Annotated in this window: 28 protein-coding genes; 7 read left to right on the top strand and 21 right to left on the bottom strand. The window is 37.7% G+C overall.

What is annotated here, in order from left to right:
* The first annotated feature begins 333 nt into the window (after positions 1–333).
* Entirely contained in the window at positions 334–1,377 is a 1,044-nt protein-coding gene (locus tag ABC371_RS15680; protein WP_412897628.1) for a C40 family peptidase, read from the top strand.
* A 36-nt stretch (positions 1,378–1,413) separates the two neighbouring features.
* Here the strand turns inward: ABC371_RS15680 and ABC371_RS15675 are convergent, their stop codons facing one another.
* Positions 1,414–3,300: an ABC-F family ATP-binding cassette domain-containing protein gene (locus ABC371_RS15675; protein WP_412897627.1), complete on the bottom strand. Its 1,887-nt coding sequence runs from the start codon at positions 3,298–3,300 to the stop codon at positions 1,414–1,416.
* Positions 3,297–3,944 (bottom strand): HD domain-containing protein, encoded by a 648-nt coding sequence (locus ABC371_RS15670; protein WP_412897626.1) that lies wholly within the window; start codon positions 3,942–3,944, stop codon positions 3,297–3,299. The genes ABC371_RS15675 and ABC371_RS15670 overlap by 4 nt, the downstream gene beginning before the upstream one ends.
* Before the next feature lie 137 nt (positions 3,945–4,081).
* Between ABC371_RS15670 and ABC371_RS15665 the strand changes: the two genes are divergently transcribed.
* On the top strand, positions 4,082–4,327 hold the full coding sequence (locus ABC371_RS15665) for a hypothetical protein (RefSeq protein ID WP_412897625.1): 246 nt from the start codon (positions 4,082–4,084) through the stop codon (positions 4,325–4,327).
* Between the two features lie 2 nt (positions 4,328–4,329).
* Here ABC371_RS15665 and ABC371_RS15660 read toward each other — a convergent pair whose 3' ends face one another.
* From ABC371_RS15660 to ABC371_RS15650, 3 genes are all read right to left on the bottom strand, one after another.
* On the bottom strand, positions 4,330–5,175 hold the full coding sequence (locus ABC371_RS15660; RefSeq protein WP_412897624.1) for a DegV family protein: 846 nt from the start codon (positions 5,173–5,175) through the stop codon (positions 4,330–4,332).
* Positions 5,176–5,300: 125 nt separating this feature from the next.
* Positions 5,301–5,810, bottom strand: coding sequence for a hypothetical protein (locus ABC371_RS15655; RefSeq protein WP_412897623.1), 510 nt, complete (start codon positions 5,808–5,810; stop codon positions 5,301–5,303).
* A 14-nt stretch (positions 5,811–5,824) separates the two neighbouring features.
* A complete protein-coding gene (locus ABC371_RS15650; protein WP_412897622.1) occupies positions 5,825–7,510 on the bottom strand; it encodes a formate--tetrahydrofolate ligase in 1,686 nt (561 codons plus the stop codon).
* A gap of 391 nt (positions 7,511–7,901) precedes the next feature.
* Between ABC371_RS15650 and metA the strand changes: the two genes are divergently transcribed.
* Positions 7,902–8,807: a homoserine O-acetyltransferase MetA gene (gene metA / locus ABC371_RS15645; RefSeq protein ID WP_412897621.1), complete on the top strand. Its 906-nt coding sequence runs from the start codon at positions 7,902–7,904 to the stop codon at positions 8,805–8,807.
* Between the two features lie 32 nt (positions 8,808–8,839).
* Here the strand turns inward: metA and ABC371_RS15640 are convergent, their stop codons facing one another.
* The 8 genes from ABC371_RS15640 to ABC371_RS15605 form a co-directional block, all read right to left on the bottom strand.
* Complete coding sequence (locus ABC371_RS15640; protein WP_412897620.1) at positions 8,840–9,520, bottom strand: class I SAM-dependent methyltransferase; 681 nt, start codon at positions 9,518–9,520, stop codon at positions 8,840–8,842.
* 72 nt (positions 9,521–9,592) lie between these two features.
* On the bottom strand, positions 9,593–9,715 hold the full coding sequence (locus tag ABC371_RS15635) for a hypothetical protein (protein ID WP_412897619.1): 123 nt from the start codon (positions 9,713–9,715) through the stop codon (positions 9,593–9,595).
* Positions 9,716–9,751: 36 nt separating this feature from the next.
* Positions 9,752–10,654, bottom strand: coding sequence for an SDR family oxidoreductase (locus ABC371_RS15630; RefSeq protein WP_412897618.1), 903 nt, complete (start codon positions 10,652–10,654; stop codon positions 9,752–9,754).
* A gap of 49 nt (positions 10,655–10,703) precedes the next feature.
* Positions 10,704–11,066 (bottom strand): SCP2 sterol-binding domain-containing protein, encoded by a 363-nt coding sequence (locus tag ABC371_RS15625; protein WP_412897617.1) that lies wholly within the window; start codon positions 11,064–11,066, stop codon positions 10,704–10,706.
* Between the two features lie 66 nt (positions 11,067–11,132).
* The gene (locus ABC371_RS15620) at positions 11,133–11,744 is read right to left on the bottom strand and encodes a TetR/AcrR family transcriptional regulator (RefSeq protein ID WP_412897616.1); all 612 of its coding nucleotides are present in this window, start codon (positions 11,742–11,744) and stop codon (positions 11,133–11,135) included.
* Positions 11,745–11,866: 122 nt separating this feature from the next.
* Complete coding sequence (locus ABC371_RS15615) at positions 11,867–14,047, bottom strand: DNA topoisomerase III (RefSeq protein WP_412897615.1); 2,181 nt, start codon at positions 14,045–14,047, stop codon at positions 11,867–11,869.
* 124 nt (positions 14,048–14,171) lie between these two features.
* On the bottom strand, positions 14,172–14,453 hold the full coding sequence (locus ABC371_RS15610) for a hypothetical protein (RefSeq protein ID WP_412897614.1): 282 nt from the start codon (positions 14,451–14,453) through the stop codon (positions 14,172–14,174).
* A 15-nt stretch (positions 14,454–14,468) separates the two neighbouring features.
* Positions 14,469–15,419 carry an HD-GYP domain-containing protein gene (locus ABC371_RS15605; protein WP_412897613.1) on the bottom strand — a complete coding sequence of 317 codons (951 nt, stop codon included), beginning with the start codon at positions 15,417–15,419 and terminating at the stop codon, positions 14,469–14,471.
* A gap of 320 nt (positions 15,420–15,739) precedes the next feature.
* On the opposite strand from ABC371_RS15605, the gene cspD reads away from it, so the two are divergent.
* Entirely contained in the window at positions 15,740–15,940 is a 201-nt protein-coding gene (gene cspD, locus ABC371_RS15600; RefSeq protein WP_010283969.1) for a cold-shock protein CspD, read from the top strand.
* Positions 15,941–16,033: 93 nt separating this feature from the next.
* Here the strand turns inward: cspD and ABC371_RS15595 are convergent, their stop codons facing one another.
* Both ABC371_RS15595 and ABC371_RS15590 read right to left on the bottom strand, forming a co-directional pair.
* A complete protein-coding gene (locus ABC371_RS15595; protein WP_136378016.1) occupies positions 16,034–16,210 on the bottom strand; it encodes a zinc-finger domain-containing protein in 177 nt (58 codons plus the stop codon).
* 109 nt (positions 16,211–16,319) lie between these two features.
* Positions 16,320–16,979, bottom strand: a complete 660-nt coding sequence (locus ABC371_RS15590) for a ribonuclease H family protein (RefSeq protein WP_412897612.1) — start codon at positions 16,977–16,979, stop codon at positions 16,320–16,322.
* A gap of 186 nt (positions 16,980–17,165) precedes the next feature.
* Here ABC371_RS15590 and ABC371_RS15585 point away from each other — a divergent pair, with 186 nt between their 5' ends.
* Positions 17,166–17,849 carry a queuosine precursor transporter gene (locus ABC371_RS15585; RefSeq protein WP_412897611.1) on the top strand — a complete coding sequence of 228 codons (684 nt, stop codon included), beginning with the start codon at positions 17,166–17,168 and terminating at the stop codon, positions 17,847–17,849.
* A 97-nt stretch (positions 17,850–17,946) separates the two neighbouring features.
* The gene (locus ABC371_RS15580; RefSeq protein ID WP_412897610.1) at positions 17,947–18,339 is read left to right on the top strand and encodes a reverse transcriptase-like protein; all 393 of its coding nucleotides are present in this window, start codon (positions 17,947–17,949) and stop codon (positions 18,337–18,339) included.
* 33 nt (positions 18,340–18,372) lie between these two features.
* Here ABC371_RS15580 and ABC371_RS15575 read toward each other — a convergent pair whose 3' ends face one another.
* Together ABC371_RS15575 and ABC371_RS15570 are read right to left on the bottom strand one after the other, a co-directional pair.
* Entirely contained in the window at positions 18,373–18,651 is a 279-nt protein-coding gene (locus ABC371_RS15575; protein WP_412897609.1) for a DUF6123 family protein, read from the bottom strand.
* A gap of 65 nt (positions 18,652–18,716) precedes the next feature.
* Positions 18,717–19,178: a divergent PAP2 family protein gene (locus ABC371_RS15570; protein WP_309536658.1), complete on the bottom strand. Its 462-nt coding sequence runs from the start codon at positions 19,176–19,178 to the stop codon at positions 18,717–18,719.
* 99 nt (positions 19,179–19,277) lie between these two features.
* On the opposite strand from ABC371_RS15570, the gene sspL reads away from it, so the two are divergent.
* Positions 19,278–19,418: a small, acid-soluble spore protein L gene (gene sspL / locus ABC371_RS15565; RefSeq protein ID WP_412897608.1), complete on the top strand. Its 141-nt coding sequence runs from the start codon at positions 19,278–19,280 to the stop codon at positions 19,416–19,418.
* 141 nt (positions 19,419–19,559) lie between these two features.
* On the opposite strand, the gene ABC371_RS15560 is transcribed toward sspL, so the two are convergent.
* The 4 genes from ABC371_RS15560 to ABC371_RS15545 all read right to left on the bottom strand — a co-directional run bounded on the left by ABC371_RS15560 (position 19,560) and on the right by ABC371_RS15545 (position 24,850).
* Entirely contained in the window at positions 19,560–20,423 is an 864-nt protein-coding gene (locus ABC371_RS15560) for a 5'-3' exonuclease (protein WP_412897607.1), read from the bottom strand.
* Between the two features lie 295 nt (positions 20,424–20,718).
* A complete protein-coding gene (locus ABC371_RS15555; RefSeq protein ID WP_412897606.1) occupies positions 20,719–20,976 on the bottom strand; it encodes a YpbS family protein in 258 nt (85 codons plus the stop codon).
* On the bottom strand, positions 20,973–21,170 hold the full coding sequence (locus ABC371_RS15550; protein ID WP_412897605.1) for a hypothetical protein: 198 nt from the start codon (positions 21,168–21,170) through the stop codon (positions 20,973–20,975). Before ABC371_RS15550 ends, ABC371_RS15555 begins: the two co-directional genes overlap by 4 nt.
* Positions 21,170–24,850: a dynamin family protein gene (locus ABC371_RS15545; protein ID WP_412897604.1), complete on the bottom strand. Its 3,681-nt coding sequence runs from the start codon at positions 24,848–24,850 to the stop codon at positions 21,170–21,172. Before ABC371_RS15545 ends, ABC371_RS15550 begins: the two co-directional genes overlap by 1 nt.
* Positions 24,851–25,065: the final 215 nt, after the last annotated feature.

The raw sequence follows: 25,065 nt of genomic DNA, 5'->3' as shown, positions 1-25,065 counted from the left end.
TATGATAGGCGCAGTCCAGTTGTGAATTTGTAAATTTTCTGCAAAACCCTCTTACACCTTGAAACAACCGTGTTTTGCTACTAATCATACTTGTCTTATTTTAACGCTTTTGTACTAAATATCTGAATTTTTGTCATAATAGCTTATTTACCGAAATATCTTAAAATTGTGCTCATGTATGAGTTGTTTTCGCTTTTGTTGTGATAAGGATTGAAATCGTAATACATCTTTTCCTTAGTTAAGGTACACATCTCTTCCATAGCATTTTTATCCAACAAGCCGTTCGAAAACTACATTATTTTTGCTTTTTGCAAACATCAAGGAGGAACTTCAATGAAAAAACGCTATGGAGCCCGCGATGCTATTGTGGTGACGTCACTTGCGGCTGGATTTTTCTTTGGCGCCCCACTTGCAGCAGATGCATCAGAAAAGCAAAATCTAGATCCGTTACTAGACAAAAACTATCAATTTGATACAAAACAGGAACTACGCTATGGCCACACCGGTTATTCAGTTCGCTTTCTTCAATTTGAGTTACATAAATTAAATTTTTACTATGAAACAATCGATGGTCACTATGGGGCATCCACTCAAGAAGCTGTTAAAAGATTTCAAGAATTATATGATTTAAAAACTGATGGAATTGCTGGAGAAACAACACTGGAAAAACTGAACGAGGTGATCCTGCAACCAAAACCAGCTTTCTACACAATTGGTGACGAGGGACCTGAGGTAAAACAGCTACAAACCAAATTACAAAGACTAAGATTTTATAGTGGTTTGATAGATGGAAAATTTGAATCAGTAACCGAAGCAAGTGTAAAGGCTTACCAAAAGAAATTTAATTTAGAAGCAAACGGTCTAGCAACGGAAGAAACGATTGACCACATTATGAAAAATAAAAATGTAAGAGGTCTCACCATCAAAAAAGCTACAGTTGTGACGGCTCAGGCTCAGGCTCAGCCAAGGACAAACAATCCAGATACCAAGGAGGCAGCAACAGAACCAATTGAAACGCCACCTGTAGATGCTAGTGTAATTTCAATAGCAATGAGCTATATGGGGGTACCTTATGTCTGGGGCGGCACTTCACCAAATGGCTTTGATTGCAGTGGTTTTTTACAATATGTGTATGCCCAAAAAGGCGTTAGCCTCTCACGAACAGTTCCTGGCATTTGGAGCCAAGGAGCAAATGTGTCTGCACCAAGCGTTGGTGATATTGTCTTTTTCCAAACGTATAAGCCAGGTCCGTCACATGCTGGTATTTACCTCGGCAACAATAAATTCATCCACGCAGATTCGACGGATGGTGTGAGTATTGATGATATGACGATTAATTACTGGCAATCACGATACTTAGGTGCGAAACGATTATAAGGTAAAAAGCCCGGCTCTAAGGCCGGGCCACTCTTCTTATTCACTTATCATTTCAGATAGTTCTGCCCATCTTTCCATCAACTGGTCAAGCACATCAGATTCCTTTGCGTGCTCATCCATTGCCTGCTGGGCTTTTTGGTAGTCACTTCCGGCTGCCTCAATTTCTTTCACAAGTGCGGCAACCTTCTCCTCTTGGGCTTCAATTTTCCCTTCAATCTCATCCCATTCAAGCTGATCCTTGTAGGAAAGCTTCTTTTTCTTTGGCTTCGGTGCCTCCTGGGATGATGCTTTTTCAACCTTTATTTTTTGTACAGCTTGAGCCGCATCTGCGGTATTTTTTTCAAGATAATCCGAATAGTCTCCAAAAAAGGTTGTAATCTTATGCCCCTCTCCAAAAACCAAGAGCTGGTCTGTTACCTTATCCAAGAAGTAGCGATCATGTGAGACCGTGATTACCACACCTGGGAACTCTTCTAAATAGTCCTCGAGGACGGTTAATGTTTGAGTATCCAAATCATTTGTCGGCTCATCCAATAATAATACATTTGGTTCACCCATAATGATTTTCAACAAATACAGCCGTCTTCGTTCTCCACCAGAAAGCTTCCGAATTGGTGTACCATGAGTGTGCATGGGAAATAAGAAACGCTCCAGCATTTGGGCTGCTGAAATCATTTTTCCATCAAGGGTATGAATCATTTCAGCGGTTTCTTTGATGTATTCAATCATTCGTTTATTAACATCCATATCCATGCTTTCCTGTGTATAGTAAGCAAGCTTCACCGTTTGCCCAATCTCAATTTCGCCTTCATCCACTGGAATGCTACCCGCAATGATATTTAATAATGTGGATTTACCACTTCCATTGCGACCCACAATTCCAATTCGGTCACCTGGCTTAATGAGCAAATTCACATCTTCCAAGATTTTCGTTCCATTAAAGCTTTTTGACACATTTTTTAGCTCAATGACCTTTTTACCTAGCCTACTGCCGCCAACTGAAATATCCAAGGTTTCGGCATTCACTGTCTTTTTACCATTCTCAATTTCTTCAAATCGTTGAATCCGTGCTTTTTGCTTTGTCGTTCTCGCCTTAGCACCACGGCGAATCCAAGCAAGCTCACGTCTATATAAATTTTGCCGCTTTAGTTCAGAAGCCTGCTCCTGCTCAATCCGAAGCGCTTTTGCCTCTAAAAAGCTACTATAGTTCCCGGTATACGTATAAAGATTACCCTCATCAAGCTCGATAATTCGATTTGTCACGCGGTCTAAAAAGTACCGATCATGGGTAACAACTAATAATGCGCCATTGTATTTAGCAAGATAATCCTCAAGCCATTTAATCGTATCGTAATCCAGATGGTTTGTCGGCTCATCTAAGATCAATAAATCTGGAACCTCAATTAAACTCTGGGCAAGGGCTACACGCTTCTTTTGTCCACCTGACAGTTCCATTACATCTTGCGAAAAATCCGTTATTCCTAGTTTTGATAAGACTGCCTTTGCGTTTGAATTCGCTTCCCACGCATTTGCTGCATCCATTTTTTGCTGTAGGTCATATAGTTTTTCCTGATTCGTCGTGCTCATCGGTTCCTTTTCGATTCGAATCATCGCTTCCTCATATTCTTTTAACAAACGAAGGAGTGGTGTATTGCCTTGAAAGACTTGGTCGAGGACAGTATTTCCGATTGAAAAATCAGGCTGTTGCGGTAAATAGCTGATAGTGTAACCCTTTGAATGGGTGATTTCCCCATGGTCTGCCTCTTCTACACCTGCAATGATTTTTAAAAGAGTTGATTTACCGGTTCCATTGACACCGATGATACCAATACGTTCATTATCTGTAATGCTAAAGGAGATATCCTCAAACAATGTTTTTTCAGCATAGCTTTTTGATAGATTTTCAACGGTTAAAAGCCTCATAACTGTCCATTCCATTCTTTATAAAATTGTTCAAGAAACGCAGACATGAAATCATGACGTTCCTGGGCTACTTCTTTTGCTGCATTCGTATTAAGAGTATCTTTTAATTTTAATAATTTCTCATAAAAATGATTGACTGCTGTCGATTTTCCGTTTCGGTATTCTTCCTTTGTCATAACTTCCCGATATGGTAGATTGGGATCATAAATTAAATCACCATGTGCTCCCGCGTAAGCAAAGGTGCGCGCAATCCCTATTGCGCCGATTGCGTCCAAACGGTCAGCGTCCTGGACAACCTGTCCTTCAATGGTTTTCATTGGTGGCCGGTTACCACCCTTAAAGGACATGGTCGAAATGATTTCAATGATCTCTTCTTGTTCAGGTTCTGCAATAGGTAAGGAAGTTAGCCATTCACGAACTTTCCTGAGGCCTTCTTCTTCTGAGTCATTTAATTTTTCGTCTGCCACATCATGTAATAATGCTGCCATTTCAACAATGAATAGATTGGCTTTTTCTTTTTGGGCAAGTTGGATAGCCGCTTTTCTAACGCGTTCAATATGCCACCAGTCATGGCCACTGCTATCATGTTCCAAACTTTTTTTAACGAATGTAGTAGTTTTTTCAATTATTTGTTGCTGCTCCATTATATCCTCCACCGACTTCAATTTCGTAACCATTGTAACATAAAACGCCCCAACTATCAGTCGCGCACCTTTAAACCTTTGCATAAAATAAAAAAGCTAGAGAGACTCCAGCTTAAAGTGAAAGGTGGTCAACATATATGTATCATTCAAATAATATCTATCGGGAAATTGGAACAGCATGGTATGGACGTCACGTCGTATTGATTTCTTGTAATCCCCTTACCAATCAATTTTTACAGATTCATAAGAGCCTTCATGCTCCGACAGAGCCTCCACATCCAAATTGTGCGGAAACAATCTCCCAATTTTTAAGTATCGGCTATAAAATTGCTGCCATTGCTACCCTGTCACATAACGAGGTGCAATATGTGCTAGTCAAATAGAATTATTTATTCATCCAGCTGATTCCGATTGTGTTTTCACCAGCATGGACGCCTATCGCTACCCCAAGCGGGTAAGCCTCGATCGAAATATGATCAGGTGCAAATTCTCTAATCAATTCTTTCCATTCCTTTGTCTTGGAATCGTCCAAGCCGTATAAAATATAGATCTCATCCAATTTCTCACTCTCTACTGCATCTTTTAGATAACCTAATATTTTACTCGTTGCCTTATTTTCAGAACGCACCTTTTCTTTTACAGACAGAGCCCCATCGATGATCTGTATGACCGGCTTGATTTGCAGCATACTGCCTAGAAAATATTGAGCTGTGTTCATTCGTCCACTTCGATGCAATTGCTCTAAACTGCCGATGATGACATATGTTTCTAGTTTCTCGGCTAATTCGACAATAAGCTTTTCAACGTCTGCCGAAGTCCCACCATCCTGTATAAGTTTCATTCCTTCTTTTATTAATTTAGTCATAGGATAGGTTAGGATTTTTGAATCAATGACCGTAACAGGGATATTCACCAATTCTGCTGCTTGTCTTGCAGACGATACAGTCCCACTTAATTTTTCAGAGATATGAACAGAGATAATCTCATCATATCTATCTTCAAGACTAGTATATAATTCCACAAAGCTCCCAATTGAAGGCTGTGATGTCTTTGGAATGGTTTTAGCTGTTTTTAATCGTTCAAAAAACTGTGTTGGAGTAATCGTAACCCCATCAAGGTATTCTTCCTCATCAAAAAAGATTGTCATCGGGATGACATAAATATCCTCATGATTGGAAAGCTCTTCATCTAAAAATGCTGTACTATCTGTAACCCATGCGATTTTACCCATAAATTCGCCTCCTTCTTAATACGCTATAACTATTTTACTATATATCACATAAAATATTATAGAAATAATTAAATTATCTGAAAATTTAATACTTTAGATGTAGAAAAAAGAGGCAAGATTGCCTCTTATAATATCGCTTTATGAAGTTGATGAATGGAATCAATGATATAGTTTATCATCTCGAGTAAGTCATCAATATGATCTTCAAGTATTAATCGGCGAAAAATAATTTTACTATTGCATATATATTGATCTTTTGTACCGTATTGAAACGAAATTTCCTGTTGAATCCCTCTTGTTTCACCCCAAACGGTGGTTAGTACCTGTTGGACCATAGGGCAATCATCCAATGACTCCAATTTAAAAACAAAACCAATTTCAAGCACACAACCTGGATTTCCGTCTTTATTTCTAAGTTCTGTAACCAGATTATCGAGGTCCATTTTCAAATCCATATAGGCATGGATTTGGTCAATTGTTTTATCTTTGAAGGCAATGTGGTAATTCCTTCCCATTTTTGCCAAATCAACCTGGTCTTGACGATCGATAATCACGATCTTTCCTTCTAAGTCTAAATCATAAAGGGCGCCTTCGATGACGACCTTTAAGTTTTCAAATACAGTTGGATCAAACATATTTATACCTTCCTTTAAAACAATCCGACGGCTTTTCCTTCTTCAGTTACATCCATGTTGAGTGCAGCTGGTTTTTTTGGAAGTCCTGGCATGGTCATGACATCACCGGTTAATGCAACGATAAAACCAGCCCCAATAGAAGGTCTGAATTCACGGATCGTAATCGTAAAATCACTTGGACGTCCTAGCAGGGTTGGGTCATCGGACAGTGAATACTGTGTTTTCGCCATACAGATTGGCAGGTTGCCCCAGCCAAATTTCTCGAAATCACGAATTTGTTTTTTCGCCTTAGAAGAAAACTCCACATCCTTTGCTCCGTAAACCGTTCTCGCAATCGTTTTTACTTTGTCTTCAATGGAAGTTGATAAATCATAGATTGGTGCAAAATGATTCTCTCCAGTCTCGATGACTTCAAGAACTTTCTTTGCAAGCTCGATTCCACCTTCACCACCCTTTTCCCAAACCTCTGTTAGGGCAACTGGATATGAATGTTCCTCACACCACGTTTCAATTTTCTCTACCTCTTTTTCTGTATCTGTAACAAAGCGATTGATAGCGACAACAAACGGCAATCCAAAAGCTTGAACCGTCTCAATATGTTTTTGCAAGTTCTCTAAGCCGTTTGTTAAAGCCTCGACATTCTCTTCTTTAAGATTTTCTTTTACACCTCCGTGCATTTTTAAAGCACGATTTGTCGCAACTATGACAACTGCCTCTGGCTTAATATTGGCATATCTTGCTTTAATGTCTAGAAATTTCTCTGCACCAAGGTCTGCACCAAATCCACCCTCTGTTAACACATAATCGGCTAATTTTGACGCCATTTTTGTGGCAATAACAGAATTACAGCCGTGAGCGATGTTGGCAAATGGTCCACCATGAATTAATGCAGGTGTGTGTTCAAGTGTTTGAACTAAATTTGGTTTAAGTGCATCCTTTAATAATAGCGTAAGTGCGCCTTCTGCACCAAGATCACTAGCTGTGATTGGTTGTTTATGTATATCATAACCTACTACAATTTTAGATAATCTTTTCTTCAAATCCTGCAAATCGGTCGCAAGGCAGAAAATAGCCATAATTTCAGATGCTACCGTAATATCAAATCCGTCCTCACGGGGAACACCTTGCATCGGACCTCCAAGCCCAACAATCACGTTTCGTAGAGCACGGTCATTTAAATCCACAACTCGTTTCCAAGTAACACGTCTTACGTCAATTTGAAGCTCATTTCCTTGGTGGATATGGTTGTCAATTAAGGCTGACAATGTGTTATTTGCTGTCGTAATCGCGTGAAAATCACCGGTAAAATGCAGGTTGATTTCCTCCATTGGAATTACCTGTGAATACCCACCACCAGTTGCACCACCTTTAATTCCCATTGTTGGCCCAAGGGATGGTTCTCGCATTGCGATCATTGCACTTTTCCCGAGCTTCGCAAGACCTTGTCCAAGTCCAACCGTAACTGTCGACTTCCCTTCACCAGCTGGCGTAGGATTAATTGATGTTACGAGAATGACTTTGCCATCCTTTTTCTTTTCTAGGCGTTTCATCACATCCAACGATATTTTTGCTTTGTAATGACCATAGGGTTCGACTTCTTCTTCAAGTAAATCAAGTTGCTGCACAATCTCCTTTATCGGCTTTAACTCAGCCTCTTGAGCAATTTCAATATCAGACTTATATTTCGTTGAAAATCCCATGTACATTACCCCCATGACTTATTCATAAAATCAAACCTTATCATTCCTATCTTACAATATTCAGTATACCAGTTAAAAGAAAAACCTCTAGTACATGCATTTCCTTTACCACGTAAAACGAATGAAGATATTTTGATTGATATTTATGTGTGAATTGTTGTAAAATTTCAATTATAGTAGAAAAGCGCAAGTGACTTGATCGAGGAACATCGACTAACTACTGCCACGTCCTGTGGCAAACGTCGATGTCAGCACTTCCTGTGCAAGTCCGACAAGCATAAGAAAAGCCGGCGAGAAGGATGCCTTTTATCCTTCTTGACGGATTGGCTAGACCAGAGAGGGGCTAGTCGCTGGAGCTAGACAATATACGACCAATAGGGGGATGATAAGATTGCCAATTAATATACCTCATGACCTTCCAGCGAAAGAAGTGTTAGAATCTGAAAATATATTTGTGATGGATGAGGACCGTGCCTATAGCCAAGATATTCGTCCACTTAATATAGTAATCTTAAACATTATGCCTGAAAAAGAACGAACAGAAACTCAGCTTCTTAGACTACTAGGAAATTCCCCATTGCAGCTGAATATTACACTTTTATTCCCAGAAACTCATGTCGCAAAAAACACTGGAAAGAATCATCTTGATAAATTTTACACATCATTTTCTACTATCAAGCATAGAAAATTTGATGGAATGATCATTACGGGAGCTCCAATCGAACACCTCTCATTTGTGGATGTGAATTATTGGGAAGAACTCAAAGAAATCATGGAATGGACGAAAACGAACGTAACCTCGACCTTACATATTTGCTGGGGAGCACAGGCAGGGCTTTTTTATCATTATGGGGTTAAGAAATATCCTCTACCTGAAAAATGTACAGGTGTATTTCACCACCGCTTAGTAAATAAGGATGTTAAACTTGTACGTGGTTTTGATGATTTCTATTTTGTCCCACATTCCCGGTTTACAGAGGTAACACTTGAGGAAATAGAAAATGCTGAAGAGTTAACCTTGCTGTCCGTATCCGATGATGCGGGTGTGTGTCTAGTAGCCTCAAATGATGGTAAGCATATTTTCTTAACAGGACACCCTGAATATGATGTCAATACATTAAAAGAGGAATATGAACGCGACCTTGCAAAAGGAAAGGAAATTATCCCGGTTAACTATTTTCCTGATAATGACCCGACCAAACCACCTATACACAGCTGGAAATCGCATTCTTACCTGCTATTTGCGAACTGGCTCAATTATTATGTGTATCAGGAGACACCATATGATTGGGAATAAAAAGAAGGTATCTCACGGCCGAGATACCTTTCTTAATTCCTCTTTAATAGAAACACCCACATAAATGATAATGCTTGTTTTAGTTCCTTAGGTAACCCCTTTATCTTCTCTTTGTTTACAGCATCTTTATAAACCGGTTGGCCATCGACAACCGTCCAGCCATTCTCCGAAACCAATTGTTCAAATTCCCATGGCATCATCGTGTTTTGAATGACTTTTTTACCGTACAAGCGTGAATAAGCATGTTGCCGAGGACCTGCAGTTGGACCCAACAGTCCCGCACAAAAGATACCACCTGGTTTTGTAACTCGTTTGATTTCATTGATCGCTTGCAGCGGATCCTCCGTCCACTCTATCGAGTTAATTGCCATTACCCCTGAAAATGTTGCATCTTCAAAAGGAAGTGCACTTAAATCACCTTGTACAAATGAAAGACCTTTAGACGTGCTTCGTTTATTTGCCTTTTCAATCATTTCAGCTGAAATGTCCGTTCCTATCACCCGATAGCCACGCTCAGCCAGCAAAAATGACCCGTATCCGTCACCACAGCCCGCATCTAATATTAGCGTATCGTTCTGCAGGAATTGTGTAAAAAACGGGATAATTGTGGAGCGACTCCCCGAATTCCACATTGCTTGGCTTTGTTTACTCCAAAAATCCGCCCGACCATCCCATTGCTTTTCCGCCTCTTCATGCCATTTGAAATCAGTCATCCTATCCGCCCTCCCCGCTATCTACCAATCATTATAACAAAGAAAAACAATGAGACACCAGCCTCATTGTAATTACGTAATATGTATTTTTTTATCTTGATCATGACGATGTTGCTTATAATACGTTACGATGTTTCGTACATAATCCTTGAAATCAGGGCAAGTCAATCCACCTTTTTCAAGAACTTTTTTCACTTCACTTGCGTCATACTGCGTTGAACATCTAAAATATTAGACGGCTTCCTTCTCCACTCCAAAGAATTTCCTCATAAAGGACAATGAGAGACCAAGCTCAACTAGTCTTGGAGAAATCGTCCAGGTTGGCTTTTTGCCAAGTAATTCCTCACAAATCATACGGTATAAATCTCGTGCTTGATGTGGGTTCGGATCTGTCAGATGAAAGGTTTTCCTTTCTGCTCCTTCTGCCTCTGATAAATAAACCGTAGCATCAATCAGGTAATCGTACGGTACAACATTAAATAAGACATCTCCTTTTCCCAAGTAAGGAATAGGCATAAAGCGGATCCTGTCTAAAATCCGCATGATAAAATAAGGTCCATCGAATTTCGACGTCTCACCGGTTTCGGAGTTTCCTACAGTAATTCCTGGGCGAATAATGGTAAAAGGAACATCCTCAAGCTCCTGAACAAGTATCTCAGCCTTGTATTTTGTTTCTTCGTAATGATTTTTAAATTTCTGCCCCATTTGAAGTTCAGTTTCTCTAATCATCCCTGTACGGTCTCCCGATACATATGCCGTACTAAAATATACATATCTTTCCAATCGTTGCAATGACTGAACGAACTGATTGATATTTTTAGTCCCCTCGATATTTACTTTTTCAGCAATCGGTTGTGATACAGCCAAATCATATATAGCTGCTAGATGAAAGACATGGGTTACTTTTTCACGAAGCAGATCTCTATCAACCTCTGAAAAGCCAAGTGATTCTTCGGTGATATCCCCTATTTTCACTTCAACATTATCTAAATCTTTGATTCTATCATTCGCTAGTTCAAATTGACTTGGATGAACCAACAATACAAAATGAGCACTTTCGTATTTTTGCATCAATGCATGTAGCAGTCTTGTCGCTAAAAAGCCCGGAAACCCAGTCATTAACATATGCTGCATACTTTCACTCCTTTCAAAAAGGCCAATAGCAGCCCTAAAATGAATTAACTTATAAATGTTCTTTAAGATTATATTCGCGTAAAAGCCCTTCCAACTTAATAGCTTTGCCAAGATCCCCTTTTATTTTTAATTTTCCTGTCATGAAAGCTGCAGTCCCATTTAGCTTTCCTACTAAAAATTTTCTAAAGTTTTCGATTGATAAAACCAAGGTGCAATTTGCATCTTCCACGTTTTCAGACACTGTCGCTTTACCATCTGCTAAATGAAGCTGGAATGTCCCTTCTTCATCCCCTGTTATATTAAATTGATAAATAACATTCACACCTTCAATTGGGCTTGGGTTTTGGTTAATGACCTTTTCAATTTTTCGCATTAATTCCGGTAACCTATAATTATCAATTTCATTGACCATACTACTAACCTCCTCTAAAACCGATCTGGAAAACGAGTACGCATTCGTATCCACTACTCAAAAAACTTATTCCTGCATTCCCAAATGGACGAATGCAGAAATGACAATGCGGTTAAGCAAACGAGAAATTTCTTCAAAATGAAGTTCTTCCTCTTTCGTTTCAAAAAAGAACTTCATAATAACTTCATTGATCGCCCCAACCATAGCCTGGGCAACAATTCTCATTTCTTTTTGTGAAACAGTTTCTGGGAGCTCTGTTTCTACAGTCTGTAGAATGATGTTCGCAAATACTTGGTGTGACCGTTGCCTGACTAGTTCAACATTTCGAGACACACCGACTGATTCAACAAGTAAAATTTGAGCAACATTTTTATTTTCAAAGCAAATTTGGATATACCGATTAATCCCCCCAAATGCCTTGTATGTCATTCTTTCTTCCTGTAAAATTGCACGCTTTACTTCCTCGGTCATTTCATCGCCAAGTTGTTCAAACAAGGCAACCATTAAATCTTCTTTACTTTTAAAATGCTGATAGAAGGTTGTCTTTGAAACTCTCGCCATTTCCACAATTTCAAGCACAGATGTCTTTTGGTATCCCACTTGGGTAAAAAGTGTTAGTCCAGCAAATAAAAGTTTATCTCTTGCCTCAATGGGCATGTCTGTAACAAATAACAACATTCATCCATCCATTCTTGTACGTGTACGTATCAGTATTTCTCTTTTATTGTATTAGTTTGAAAAATAAATTTCAAGAAAATTAAAAAATATTCAGTCGACATAAAAATATCGACTGAATATCCTTAGTTCCCATTTGGCACTTTTGCAGGAAACTCAAATTCTATTTTCTGAGTTTGGTCATTCCACTTCAAGTAAGCATCAAAGGTTTTATTGTCCTTTTTAAAGCCTTTGATGAGATTGGTCTTATTTCCTGAAAGAAGCTTCCCGGCATTTGTGTTCGAAATCGTTTTTCCTAAAATCTTCCCTGAAATTGTGAATTGGCATCCATTTGTTTTATAGTTTGCACAGCCATAAAATTTGCCTTTATTAATCACATTACCTCCACATTTCTTACAAGTTCCTACTACAGTACCGATTTCTTTTTTCTTATATTTGCTTGTTTGAGAACTCACATTCTCCACGTTCACATTTGAAAGATCCCATGCTCCACTTTGTTCTTTTGCATCGTCGATAATCTTTTGAGAAAGCTTTTTTGTCTGCAGCATAAAGGATGCTGGTGATGCTTGGCCCTGTCCAATTTCATGTAGACGCTGTTCCCATTTCGCTGTCATTTCAGGAGAGGCAAGGATTTTATCCCCAATCACGTCAATTAAAAGAATGCCTTTTTCCGTTGCAAATACTTGGTTCTTCTCAACCTTAATGTAGTTCCGGTCTTTAAGCATCGTGATAATGCCAGCACGTGTTGCTTCCGTACCAAGTCCTTCCGTCTTGGCTAAAATCTTCTCCAATTCATCATTTTCAATATGCTTACCAGCCGTTTTCATTAATGTAATAAGCTGCCCTTCCGTATATCGCTTTGGAGGTTGAGTTTTGCCTTCTTTTGTGTAGCTTTTTTCAACCACACCAGATTCACCTTTCTCAAGTGGAGGTAGAATGACATCCTTGTCCTTTCCATCTTCTTGAAAAAGGACTTTTCTCCACCCTTCCTGGATCATCACCTTTCCCTTTGTGATGAATTCAGCACGCTTGTCCACCAACGTTTTAACAGTTGTATAGTTAAAAATGGCTGGCTGATAATGAGCAGCAATTAATCGTTTTACAATGAGGTCGTAAATTTTCTTCTCATCACCTGATAGCTTATTAGGATCTGGGACCTGCTCCGTTGGAATAATCGCATAGTGATCTGTTACCTTCTTCTCATTCACATAGCGAAAATTATTATAAATGGATGTGATTGGAGTTGGAAAATAAGCTTGATAATCTTCCAGTTTTTGAAGCTTTGAAAAGATATCAGGAATGGTTTGAGCTTCTCCTTTTGTAATATAGCTGGAATCAGCTCTCGGATACGAAATAATTCCTTTTGTATAAAGGCTTTGTGCCACATCTAATGTTTTCTTCGGCGAAAATTTAAAAGCCTTGTTTGCCGTTGCTTGAAGACTTGACAAATTAAATAATAAAGGCGGTTGATATTCCTTCTTTTCGATTTCCACTTCAGCTATTTCAGCAGGCTTATTCTTACAAAATGCCGCAATTTTCTCTGCCATTTCCTTTGAAGAAACTCGTGACTCGTTATCCTTCATCCATTTTCCTTCATATTGTTTACCCTCAATTTGAAAGTTCGCAAAAACCTCCCAAAAGGGTTCTGATTTAAAGTTTGTGATTTCTTTTTCCCGTTTTACAATTAATGCCAACGTCGGTGTTTGAACTCTTCCTGCGGAAAACACGTCAGAAATTCCTTTTTGCTTTAACAATAAAGTATAGACTCTTGAAGCATTCATGCCGACAATCCAATCAGCGCATGCACGGGCTTTTGCTTCATAATAGAGATTTCTTGTGTCCTGCTCTAACAAGAGATTTTGAAAACCTTCCCTCACCGCCTTTTCCGTTAAGGAAGAAATCCATAAACGCTTCAATGGCTTTGTCACCTTAGCCATCTCAATAATATTTCGTATAATCAATTCCCCTTCACGACCAGCATCACCCGCATGAATGATCTCTGATACTTCAGGCTTTCGAAGAAGATTTTTGATTATCGTAAATTGCTTTGATTTTGATCTCATGACCCGATATAAGAATTGGTCTGGAATGATAGGGAGGGTTTCAATTCGCCAGCTTTTCCATGAAGGATTATAATCTTCTGGGGGTAACAACTCACAAATATGGCCTACTGCCCATGTAAAATAAGCCCCATTTGGAAATAGTGGATTGGGTGCAACCTCAATAAACCCTTGAGATTTCTTACTCTTAAAGGGAGCAGCAAGCTTCATCGCTTGATCTGGTTTTTCCGCGATTAACACTTTCATAATTATCCTCTTTTCAATCGTACTAATTATTTAATTGTATCAAAATTCAATTGTATAGTGGAATAAAGTTTTTATGGGAGAATATGGAGACTAGCATGCAGAACTTAATGGGCTAAAAAACCATTCATGATGGTTTTTTAGCTTCTCTTTTCTGTAGATACATTTGTGTTTGTTCGACGAGATGATGGATGGTTATGACCGTTAATTCCCCGTGCTGTACAGTTCCTACAGCAAAGCGACCTTGATCATCCTCCACAATAAACGAGGTACCATGATCGGCGTCCACGATTTTATCACGAATAGAAATGATTTTATTATACAAATCATTCTTATTAAGATTGATATTTTTTGTTTGTGAGGTAAACCGAATAATGAGTTCTTTTCCATTATAATTGTATCTGAACATATGAATAACCTCCATCTAATCTGCTAAAACGCGTTCGATTTGAATTGATTTTTGAATAGATAAATCGAATATTGTATTAGATACCTCAACTAATGGATTTAATAAATCATATGGATTAATGTACTTAATTCTTCCAATTTTACCGTCTGTAAGCAACACATGATGGCCAATTAATGCATTCATAATTTGCTGTAGAAATGGGACTAAAATGGTCGGATCAAGCTTTCCGAACATATCGTCATTCATTTGTTTGATGACCTGATAAAATGGTGTTGCATCATGATAAACCCGATTCGATGACATTGCATGAAAGACATCTGCTACAGCTACAATTTTGGATAAATAACTAATTTTGGAACCCTTTAAACCGAAGGGATACCCTTTCCCATCCTCTCTTTCGTGGTGTTGGAGGGCAACAAGGCTTATATCGGGGCTAATTCCAGCTGTGTTTTTTAAAATTTCATAGCCATAAATCGTATGTTTCTTTACAATTTCATATTCGGCTTTCGTTAATTTACCAGGTTTATTTAAAATTTCAGTGGGAATTTTTGTTTTACCAATGTCATGCAAGGTTGCTGCGATGGTGAGTGCTGATAAATCCTCATCAGACAATGAAAGCCATTTACCGATTAACGTCGCAATGACACCCACGCCGATATTATGTCGATATGTATAATCATCTGCAGATTGAAGCTGGTAAAACAAATGAAAAAATTGTGGTATTTCGGATGCAGTTTGGATAATTGGGATAACCGTTTGTTTAATCTCGTCTAGCGGTAGCTTTGTATGTTTTTTAACAAAATAAAAAATATCTTCTACCTGATCAATTGCTTCCTCTAGCTTTCCAGTAATGATTGATACGGGTTTAATTGATAATTCATTATTGTAATCGCTGTCAAGTGAATTAATAATACTATCAAATTCCGCTGGATGAATAACAGTGATTTTTGTTTGATCGTTCTTCATTTTGTACGACTCCCCAATAAAGCCTGTTTCTATTATTATATCAAAAAATGGAAATACCACAATAATTATTTGAAAATACAAAAATATTAAGCGTTTTTTGTAAGCGCATTTTTATTTAACACAAATTTTTTCCAAGAATACGTAAAAAACCCTCTATTCCCTTGACTTAACACGATTTTGGTTGTATATTATAAGCATCATTTAGCTAGAAGTTTAGTATTTTTTTAATGTTTTTATTATTAAAGATACATAAATGAGTGGCTATCTGAAAAAATTTTTACGTTGCACGGTTGTGCCGAAGGTTTAGGAGGAAAAGCATAATGCAAAACGGTAAAGTAAAATGGTTTAACAACGAAAAAGGATTTGGCTTCATCGAAGTTGAAGGTGGAGACGATGTATTCGTACACTTCACAGCTATCCAAGGTGAAGGTTACAAATCTCTAGAAGAAGGTCAAGAAGTTTCATTTGAAGTAGTTGAAGGTAATCGTGGACCTCAAGCTGCTAACGTTGTAAAGCTATAATTCTATTCTTACATTTTATCTTAAGAATGTGAAACCAAGGCTGATTTTTATCAGCCTTTTTTGGGGCTCTTTATCGGAAAGAGCCCTACTTAATTATGACAATTTTTCTCCATACTCCTTCAGTTTTTGACCCACTGTACAATTTTTAATACAGAAATTTTGAGCATACCGTTTTCCATATTCCTTCCGAAAATATTCTCTTACGAAACAATCTTGGCAATATGTGTCAAGCATTTCACCAACTTCCAAAATAAGTTCCTTCCGGTTCATTAACATTCAACTCCTAATTTAATCAGTTTCACTTATCTTCATCGTTATAGTCATCATTACCCGTCAGTTTTTTACTTATTTTAAGAGTATGAGGGGTAGGCTTAATTACTTAACCTTTTATTTCAAATTTACTAGAAACGAATGTCCCTTCCAATGCTTGGGTAGCTAGTCGATCTGCTTCTGTATTTTGCTTACGCCCAATTGAATGGTAATTAGCCTGAATCCCCATTTTTTGAATTTTCTCCTCGATTCGATCCAGCCATCTATTCAGGTTTTCTTCAAAGCACGGCCATTCTCCAGAAAGCTGGTTTAACACAACTTGGGAATCCCCTTTAAAGGTCACTGTAGTGTGGTGTACGCCTAATTCCTCCAATGTATTAAGCATCAGCCAAAATGCGGCATACTCTGCTTCATTATTCGATTCCATCTCTTCAAACATTTCATTAACTCTGACACGATATGTTTTTTTGTTTTGCGTATAATAAATGGCAACGCCTAAACCGGCATTACCTGATTGTATATCATATCCTCCATCGAAATAAGCCAAAATATCCTGAGGTTCAGTTTCAATTTCTTTAATCAACTTGATGAGTTCTTTTTTTGTCCACTTTGTTTGTCGCTCATCATAAAAGACAAGATCCTTCGTACGTCCTGTTCGCTCAAAGTCTTCTGCTATTCGTAAAGCATCTTCAGCAGTAACCTCATCAGACATCAAGGTGATGACTTGGTTTTTTGGCGTTTTATATGTCCATTCTAGCTTAAGTTTCATCAGGCTCATCCTCTCTAATGGAACGTATCTTCATTTTTCCTAATATTTAACTCATTATACACTTTTTCCATTCACTAAAGTACTTCCACTTTCATTCATATCGTACTATAATAAAACTTTGACAATTAAATGCGTCCTTTCGCGGTTCGTGAACTCCCGCGTTATCAAAACTATAGGAGGAATACTATGTATAATGAAGTACTTTGGTTTATTTTTGCTATTGTCAATTTTATTTTAGTCCTGGCGATTTATCGACTTTTTGGAAAACCCGGGTTATTTGTTTGGATTGGTTTTTCAACGGTGGCAGCCAACCTACAGGTTGTAAAAACGGTTGAATTATTTGGACTAACAGCTACTCTCGGTAATATTATGTATGGAACAAGCTTTTTGATTACCGATATTTTAAATGAAAAATACGGAAAAGAAGAAGCGAAAAAAGGTGTGTGGCTTGGCTTTTTCACACTGATTGCAATGACAATCATCATGCAATTTGTGCTAGCTTTTGATCCGCATGAAGTGGATTTTGCACAAGGATCTTTGGAAACCATTTTTGGACTTCTCCCACGGATTGCATTGGGAAGTTTACTTGCGTTTCTTATTAGTCAATATTCCGATGTCATTATTTACTCAAAAATTAAAGCACGGTTTCCAAAGGACAACCAACTTTGGATTCGAAATAATGGGAGTACAATGATTAGTCAGCTACTTGATACATTAATCTTCACAAGTATTGCGTTTCTTGGTGTGTATCCATTCGATGTGTGGATCCAAATTGTTGTAACGACTTACTTTATTAAATGGTTAGTAGCCTTAATAGATACACCTTTTATCTATATTGCTCGTACATTCCATAAAAATAAAAACGCATAATTGATACAATAGGATGTCTGAAAAGGCATCCTTTTTCAATTTCTTTTGAGTCTTATTAGTGATAAAATTTACTTATTCATTGATACGGAGGCATTATATGATTGAAGTGTATATCGATGGTGCAAGTGCAGGAGACCCAGGTCCATCTGGCGCCGGCATTTTTATTAAAGGAAATGGTATTGTCGAAAAGCATTCGATTCCACTTGGTATTATGACAAACCACGAAGCTGAATATTACGCTCTACTTAAGGGGCTGGAAATTTGTATTCAAAATGACTACAGAGTCGTTTCCTTTCGAACAGATTCCCAACTTGTTGACCGAGCAATCGAAAAAGAATATGTGAAAAATAAAAAATTTATACCCTTGCTCGAAAAAGCCTTACAATTATCAAAAGAATTAGATCTCTTTTTTCTAAAATGGATCCCAAGTGCACAAAATAAAGTAGCTGATGAATTAGCTAGACAGGGCATTAGAAAAAACGAAAACTGAAGGAAACCCTTGGACTTAATAGCTCCAAGGGTTTTATGACATAATATTGCGTTCTTCCACGAATTGATAGGCTTGTTTGCGATTTTGAATTTGATTTTCCTTTAGCATTTCTAATAAAGAGATGAAAAAGCTGCCGTCAAATTCCTTTTGGGCTTTTAATGTAATTTCGATTGCAACATTCACAATTTCATCGGTTGCTGCCGTATAATGCTGTCCAAATGTAATAAAACCAACTGCGTCTTCTCCGAGTATAAAACCTTTCTGGGCTAAAAACTGCAGATATTCTTTTACACGATTTTCTAATTTAAACAATTGTCCCCATCCCCAACAAAAAATACAGAATCTACCCTAATACTACCGCATTTTTTGTCGAAATTCTACGACTTTTTTGTTAAAAAATGGGCTATTGTGCCTGTAATCATTCCAAAAAGTGCACCACCAATTACTTCTTCCGGCTGATGACCAAGTCTTTCCTTCAACTTTTTTTCCTTTTGATCATGGTAATGATGGTCCTTTTGACCTGCTAATCGTTCCAGTTCTTCATCTAGTTCGTTCACTTTTATTGTTAGTTCACCGGATTGCCTACGAATTCCTTGGGCATCATACATTACGATTAACCCAAATACCGTCGATAACGCAAAATCAATGGTCGGAATTCCTCTTTTTAACGCAATAAAGGTAGCTAATGAGGATACCCCCGCTGAGTGAGAGCTTGGCATGCCACCTGTTTCAAAAAAAGTACCCCAATCCCATTTATTCGTTTTCACTTTCTTAATTGGTATTTTTAAAAATTGAGCTAGTCCAATTGTAAGTAATGCGGTTAAGATTCCTTTGTTCACGCTTCTCACCTCATGGTTAGTTTCCTAGTTCTCTTCCCTTTCTATACAAGACATAATCCAAAATAGGTTGGAAATAATACGAAATGGAGGTGACATGTCATGGCGAAAAAAGCAAACAACCGCGGGAAAGCTCCTAAAGGCGTGAATCCACAAGGGTATAATGAGAATACAGAAGAATTCTCTATGGAACCGAAAAGCGAGCTAGAAAACAGAGCAAAGAAAAAGAATACAAAGATATAATGTTGGCTAGGGTGCCCTTGGGGCATCCTTGTTTTGGAAAAATATTGCTAATGACAGTATTCCAAGAATAGTGACAGTATTTTTGGTCAAGCACCAAAATTTCTTTTGATTTAAAAAAAGAGCACTCCCAAGAGCACTCTATTAACTAATAAATTGATCCAAGCCCTTAAATTCAAGCTCGGTAAACTTTTCATGAACTTTTTCACGGTCAATTTGGATTAATGCATCCTCAAGTGAGCAGTTAATCGGAACTTCACAATGAATTCTCGCTAATTTTCGAGATAAGTGAAGCATGTCCAAATCTTCTTTAATCTTCGTCTTTTGACCTTTTGTTAAATTCTCCACATTTTCAAGAATACCTTCAATGGTTTCAAATTGCTGAAGGAGTTTCAGTGCTGTTTTCTCACCGATTCCTCGAACACCAGGATAATTATCACTTGTATCACCCATCAAAGCTTTAAGATCTACCATTTGCTGTGGGCGAATACCTTTTTCCTCTAAAAAGCTTTCACTTGTGTATTCCGCGTAATTTCCGATTCCCTTTTTCATAATAAGAACCATTATATTGTCATCAAGTAGTTGCAGAATGTCTTGGTCACCGGTCAGAATGATCACTTCGGACTCCTGGCTATATTGTTTAGCAAGCGTTCCGATGCAATCGTCGGCCTCATACCCGGATAGCCCCACATTCGGGATGTCAAATGATTCAACTACATCTTTAACAAGATCAAATTGTGGAATCAGCTCTTCTGGTGGTGCACCGCGATTTCCTTTATAATCGTTATACATTTCCGTCCGGAATGTGGAGCTGCCCATATCCCAGCAACAAATCACATGCGAAGGTTTGTACGTATTGACTGCTGTCATCATATGCTTTACGAAACCGTGAATACCATTTGTTGGTATCCCTTTACTATTTACCATAAAATAACCACTCATTGCGGTAGCATAAAAAGAGCGAAACAATAATGCCATTCCATCTATTAACATGATCTGATTTTTCATCAGCATATCCTCCCTATCAAAAATTCCTCATAAAAGAAATTATACCACATATTCACCATGCTATTGTTTGTATCTTCCTTCCAAGCAAAGAAAAAAGCCCTCTTTGTTTAGAGGACTTATTCTTAATTACTTTTCAATTTTTCAGCTTCTATTTCCGCATAGGAAGGAAATTTACGTGGTGTTATTACATTTCTTTCCGACTTATTTTTCTTTGAAGCCTGCGATCTTTCCTTTTTCAACATGCATGTCTCCTTTATAAGAGAGTTGTGGTTAGTATTAACCTAGAATGCATGTTTTATTTTCGGAACGCATATTCCTTCACCATATCTGCAGTTACAAGCTTACGTAATGGGACGATTCCTTTTTGAGCAAGTTTATTCATTTCAATCGTCACTTGATTGATCTTATCTACGGTAAATTCCTTGTTTTGCTTTGCTAAAGCAACCGCCTCGTCAATAAACAGTTCTCTTTTTTGTTCAAGAGTAACGAATGTTTTCACGATATTGTGCTGTGCATTTGAATGTTTTGTAATTGCTTCATGGACGTTTGTCATTTTTTCTCCTCCGATGTTTCCATTAGCTTTAAAATATGGGGCTTAGGTTCCCAGCAATTAAATCGATATTCTGGTTTTGTATCATAGCCTAAGCGTACACATCTGTATGTCATTATACCATTTTTTCGTTCAGCAGCGAAATTCATACAGGTTGCACATGCATGATACTTAGATTTTGATTCAGACAAAATCATCACCCCATATGTTCTGTATAATAACTTTTTAACGTTTCATGGACTTGTTTTAAACTGTCGATATCAATATCTTCAGATAAGATCTTTGTGACCCCATCAAAATACTCGTTAATTTCCTTTAATGCATTATTTTGAAGAACTTGTAGCCCTTTATTAAATTCTCGGTTATAAAAAGCAATAAGTTTTTTATTATTTTCTTCAAGATAAGAACTTACAGGTGCATCCAACAATACTTCAAGTTCATCCTGCATTTGCTTTTTTTCGTTTTTCTCAAAAAATGATTTTGGATTTTTAAACAAACTAAGCGCCTTTTTATAACGTGAGAGTTCTTCATTCACAAGACCATTTTTAAATTCAATCGATTCAAAGTCAAGTTTAACAGACTCCGAAATACTCATGTTTGGATTGATTGATTTTATTTGTTCATTAAAACTACCAAGCTGGCCATGAAGTCGCTTTGAAATAAAGGTTTCAATTCTTAATGAAGTGGCACGCATTTCCTGTGCCAAATCAAAGCCAACTGATTCCAAAAATTCCACTAAACAAGATTGTAGGGCATTTTTTAAATCACGTCCATCATCTCTAAGCGATGACGGATTAAACGCTTCCTTAAACATATCCGAAACACGAAGAAAAACTCTCTGCTTTATATAAAAGGTCAGTTCCTTAATCTCCTGCTCGACAACTCCAAATGCAGCGTTGTGATCAACACTTGTAACAATAGACTTCATTTTGGCATGCTGCTCTTTCGCTTTCTCTAGCTTAGAACGCTTAATATCCTTGTCTTCCTTCGCAGACTGAATATACGAATTAATAATAGCTGTAGCACGCTGAATATCAACATATCCTTCATTCACCGCAACCTCTGTTAGTTCATCAATAACAAAAGAATGAAAGTCCCTTTCAAATCGTTCAATGCCTGATGTTTGAAGAATACCTAGATCCTTTTCACTAACTTCATTACGCTTCTCAAGTAAAGCAGCTCGACTTGATACCGTATAAAGTCGCGGAAAACGAATTCCGTAACTAACAAGCTGTGACCCCACATACTCTTTTACATCTTCCAATTCATCAATCGTATTTGCCAAATCCGCTGCATTGATGACGAAGAACATTTTATCCATGCTGAAGGTATCTTTGACACGACCAAGCTGAATTAAAAATTCACGATCTGCTTTAGAGAAAGCATGGTTGTAATACGTCACAAATAGAATTGCATCCGCATTTTTGATATATTCAAAAGCGACCCCTGTATGGCGAGCGTTAATTGAATCAGCCCCTGGTGTATCTACTAATGTAATGCCCTGCTGTGTTAATGGACAATCATAGTAAAGCTCAATCCATTCCACAAAGCATGCCTTTTCTTCCTTTGCAACATATTCATTAAAACCATCCATGTCAGTTGTTAATGTTTGGTCTAAATGAGCAGATATGTTTTTAAACCCAGCAACTACCGCTTTTAAGAATGAAAAATGAGGTTTTTCCTTCGCATCAATTTTTTCGATATTGCTAATTTTTGAGTTAATGATCTCTATGCTTGCTTCAAGATTACCCGCTTGTTCTCCAAAAATGTGTAAGGAATGGTTGATATCATCTAGTAATTGTTTTGTTGATTTTATCTTAACAAGTACAGTCCCATGCTTGTGTTCTTCGGTTGGGAATGTAATTTTATTAATGGTTGCTGTGGTTGGATTTGGCGAAACGGGAAGAGCGTGCTTTCCCATTAATGCATTAGCAAATGACGACTTCCCAGCACTAAACGCACCAAATAATGCAACGGTAAAATGTTTATGCTTTAAACGATATGCCTTTTCCTCAATATCCCTCGCCAGTACTGAGAGACCGGTGATAGGCTTGATTAGTTCATGCGCTTTTTCTAAATGAAGAATCGCCTGGTCTGACGAACCCTTCTTTTCTTTCTGCTTTTGGTCTGGTTTATTTTCAACTTTGGACATTTCTTCTTTCTGCTTCTTTAGCTCATGGAGGATTTCTTCAGTAGAGGAAATCTCCACATGCTCAGTAAATTGCGAAAGTAAGTTTTCAACTGATTCGACACGATTGACTGTAGATTTCCCGTCCAAGATGTCTTCAAGCTTCATTCGGACTTCTGCACGTTTCTCTTCAAATTTCTTTAATGTCGAAAAAGCTTCTGAGTATACCTCATATTGTTGTAACTCGTCTTTTAAATTGGTTTCATCCTTAGCAGTACCAGCCTTTAGTTGTTCAAGAATATCGTGTAATAATGCAACTGCTTTTTGTTTATATTTTCTTTTAATATAATTTCCAACATCCTCTGTATAGGTAAGTATATACTCCCCTGTTACACCAGCACCTGGTTTAATTAAATTTTTCAACTCATCTGGAGTCAACTCAGTTGCTAGCTCGTTGCCAGTTGGTTGTTTCGTAAGTCGCAAACCTTCAACGAATCTCCCAACAAAGTCCTTCAAATGCCATTCTAATTGAGTGGACATTTTCTCTTTAACATCATGAAAGAAAGCTTGTAAACGCTCCTCACGTTCTTTTTCCGTTTTATTTTTGGAAAATAATAATCCCACTTTAAAATCCGGTTGAACAGATTCAACAAAGCGCTTGGCAAGATCTCGTGTTTGGAACGGCATAAGAATCGCATTTGATAAAATGGTTTCGATTTCTTCCATAAACTCTGTTTCGATTTTTTCGCGTTCTTTAGCAAAACTTTCTAAACGATTATTCAATTCTTCAATTCGAACTGAAATCGTTTCCCTCTCGCCCGCTGCTAATGAACGAAGCTTTTCTTTTGTAGCTTCAAGTTCCAATGCATTTTGATCATCTAAAAATGCAATATGCTCAAGAATAATTTGTCTTGCCGAATGAAAAATGCCTTCTAATAGAAGCTGATCTTTATTAGCCATTTTTTCATGAAGAAGCTGCTGAACTTGTTTGAACTGATTATGCTCGTGATCTGGCTCCTTCAATGTTGTGTAAAAAATGTCTGAGTATGCCACATTCCAGTTTTGGAATGCCTCTTCTACCCCTTGTTTAAAGGATACAAAACGTAATTCTGATTCTTTATGTTTATCGACTTGGTTTATAATTAAGTAAACTGTCTTATTTCGATCCGTTAATTCCTTTGTAAATTGGAAATTCAGCTCGGAAAGGACATGATTATAGTCCATCACGTAAAAGAGTATATCTGCTAAATGTAAAGCTGATTCTGTTGATACACGATGGGCATCATCGGTTGAGTCAATCCCTGGCGTATCCATAATGATCACTTGCTCGGGCAGTTTCATGTTGGCATGACTAATCTCAATCGATTCGATTGCTTCTCCGTCTTTCGCATATGACTTGATTACGTCATAGTCGTAGGGATGCGGGTATTCGATGATTTTACCGTTACGATAATAGACGCGTGCATATTCACGTCCTTGTTTTACTTTAACAAGGTTTGCACTCGTTGGAATTGGGCTTGATGGTAACAAACTCTCTCCAATGAGTTCGTTAATCATGCTTGATTTACCTGCTGAGAAATGACCAGAAAATCCAATCATATATTCAGTGTTATATAGTTTTTTTAGCAAGTGGATGATTTTCGAACTACTTTTTTTGTCCTTATTTTTTTCGAAAATATCATATAGGGAAGATAGACTTTTTTCTAAGTCTTCCTTTGTAATTTGTTTAACTTGTTGTGTTTGAATCATTTCTAATCCCCTTATTGAGCGATGCATAATAGTGTATATATGTATTTTACTCTACACCCCAGCTTTTGACAAAGCAGAATATTAAGAAACTATTTTTTTGCATAAAAATAACCAGGTATTCACCTGGTAACATGAATGGAATGATGATGTTTTTGACGACTTTGTTTTGGATTCGCCACATGTTGTAAGACGTGATACATAATAAACCCATATAT

This window comes from Bacillus jepli (assembly GCF_047238305.1).
Taxonomy (GTDB): domain Bacteria; phylum Bacillota; class Bacilli; order Bacillales; family Bacillaceae_L; genus Ferdinandcohnia.
This window is presented reverse-complemented; position numbering and strand designations above follow the sequence as displayed.

Bases quoted from the DNA above. Each gene is read 5' to 3' on its own strand.
- ABC371_RS15680 (WP_412897628.1), top strand. From the start codon at position 334: ATGAAAAAACGCTATGGAGCCCGCGATGCTATTGTGGTGACGTCACTT.
- ABC371_RS15675 (WP_412897627.1), bottom strand. From the start codon at position 3,300: ATGAGGCTTTTAACCGTTGAAAATCTATCAAAAAGCTATGCTGAAAAA.
- ABC371_RS15670 (WP_412897626.1), bottom strand. From the start codon at position 3,944: ATGGAGCAGCAACAAATAATTGAAAAAACTACTACATTCGTTAAAAAA.
- ABC371_RS15665 (WP_412897625.1), top strand. From the start codon at position 4,082: ATGTATCATTCAAATAATATCTATCGGGAAATTGGAACAGCATGGTAT.
- ABC371_RS15660 (WP_412897624.1), bottom strand. From the start codon at position 5,175: ATGGGTAAAATCGCATGGGTTACAGATAGTACAGCATTTTTAGATGAA.
- ABC371_RS15655 (WP_412897623.1), bottom strand. From the start codon at position 5,810: ATGTTTGATCCAACTGTATTTGAAAACTTAAAGGTCGTCATCGAAGGC.
- ABC371_RS15650 (WP_412897622.1), bottom strand. From the start codon at position 7,510: ATGGGATTTTCAACGAAATATAAGTCTGATATTGAAATTGCTCAAGAG.
- ABC371_RS15640 (WP_412897620.1), bottom strand. From the start codon at position 9,520: ATGACTGATTTCAAATGGCATGAAGAGGCGGAAAAGCAATGGGATGGT.
- ABC371_RS15630 (WP_412897618.1), bottom strand. From the start codon at position 10,654: ATGCAGCATATGTTAATGACTGGGTTTCCGGGCTTTTTAGCGACAAGA.
- ABC371_RS15625 (WP_412897617.1), bottom strand. From the start codon at position 11,066: ATGGTCAATGAAATTGATAATTATAGGTTACCGGAATTAATGCGAAAA.
- ABC371_RS15620 (WP_412897616.1), bottom strand. From the start codon at position 11,744: ATGTTGTTATTTGTTACAGACATGCCCATTGAGGCAAGAGATAAACTT.
- ABC371_RS15615 (WP_412897615.1), bottom strand. From the start codon at position 14,047: ATGAAAGTGTTAATCGCGGAAAAACCAGATCAAGCGATGAAGCTTGCT.
- ABC371_RS15610 (WP_412897614.1), bottom strand. From the start codon at position 14,453: ATGTTCAGATACAATTATAATGGAAAAGAACTCATTATTCGGTTTACC.
- ABC371_RS15605 (WP_412897613.1), bottom strand. From the start codon at position 15,419: ATGAAGAACGATCAAACAAAAATCACTGTTATTCATCCAGCGGAATTT.
- cspD (WP_010283969.1), top strand. From the start codon at position 15,740: ATGCAAAACGGTAAAGTAAAATGGTTTAACAACGAAAAAGGATTTGGC.
- ABC371_RS15595 (WP_136378016.1), bottom strand. From the start codon at position 16,210: ATGAACCGGAAGGAACTTATTTTGGAAGTTGGTGAAATGCTTGACACA.
- ABC371_RS15590 (WP_412897612.1), bottom strand. From the start codon at position 16,979: ATGAAACTTAAGCTAGAATGGACATATAAAACGCCAAAAAACCAAGTC.
- ABC371_RS15585 (WP_412897611.1), top strand. From the start codon at position 17,166: ATGTATAATGAAGTACTTTGGTTTATTTTTGCTATTGTCAATTTTATT.
- ABC371_RS15580 (WP_412897610.1), top strand. From the start codon at position 17,947: ATGATTGAAGTGTATATCGATGGTGCAAGTGCAGGAGACCCAGGTCCA.
- sspL (WP_412897608.1), top strand. From the start codon at position 19,278: ATGGCGAAAAAAGCAAACAACCGCGGGAAAGCTCCTAAAGGCGTGAAT.
- ABC371_RS15560 (WP_412897607.1), bottom strand. From the start codon at position 20,423: ATGAAAAATCAGATCATGTTAATAGATGGAATGGCATTATTGTTTCGC.
- ABC371_RS15555 (WP_412897606.1), bottom strand. From the start codon at position 20,976: ATGACAAACGTCCATGAAGCAATTACAAAACATTCAAATGCACAGCAC.
- ABC371_RS15550 (WP_412897605.1), bottom strand. From the start codon at position 21,170: ATGATTTTGTCTGAATCAAAATCTAAGTATCATGCATGTGCAACCTGT.
- ABC371_RS15545 (WP_412897604.1), bottom strand. From the start codon at position 24,850: ATGATTCAAACACAACAAGTTAAACAAATTACAAAGGAAGACTTAGAA.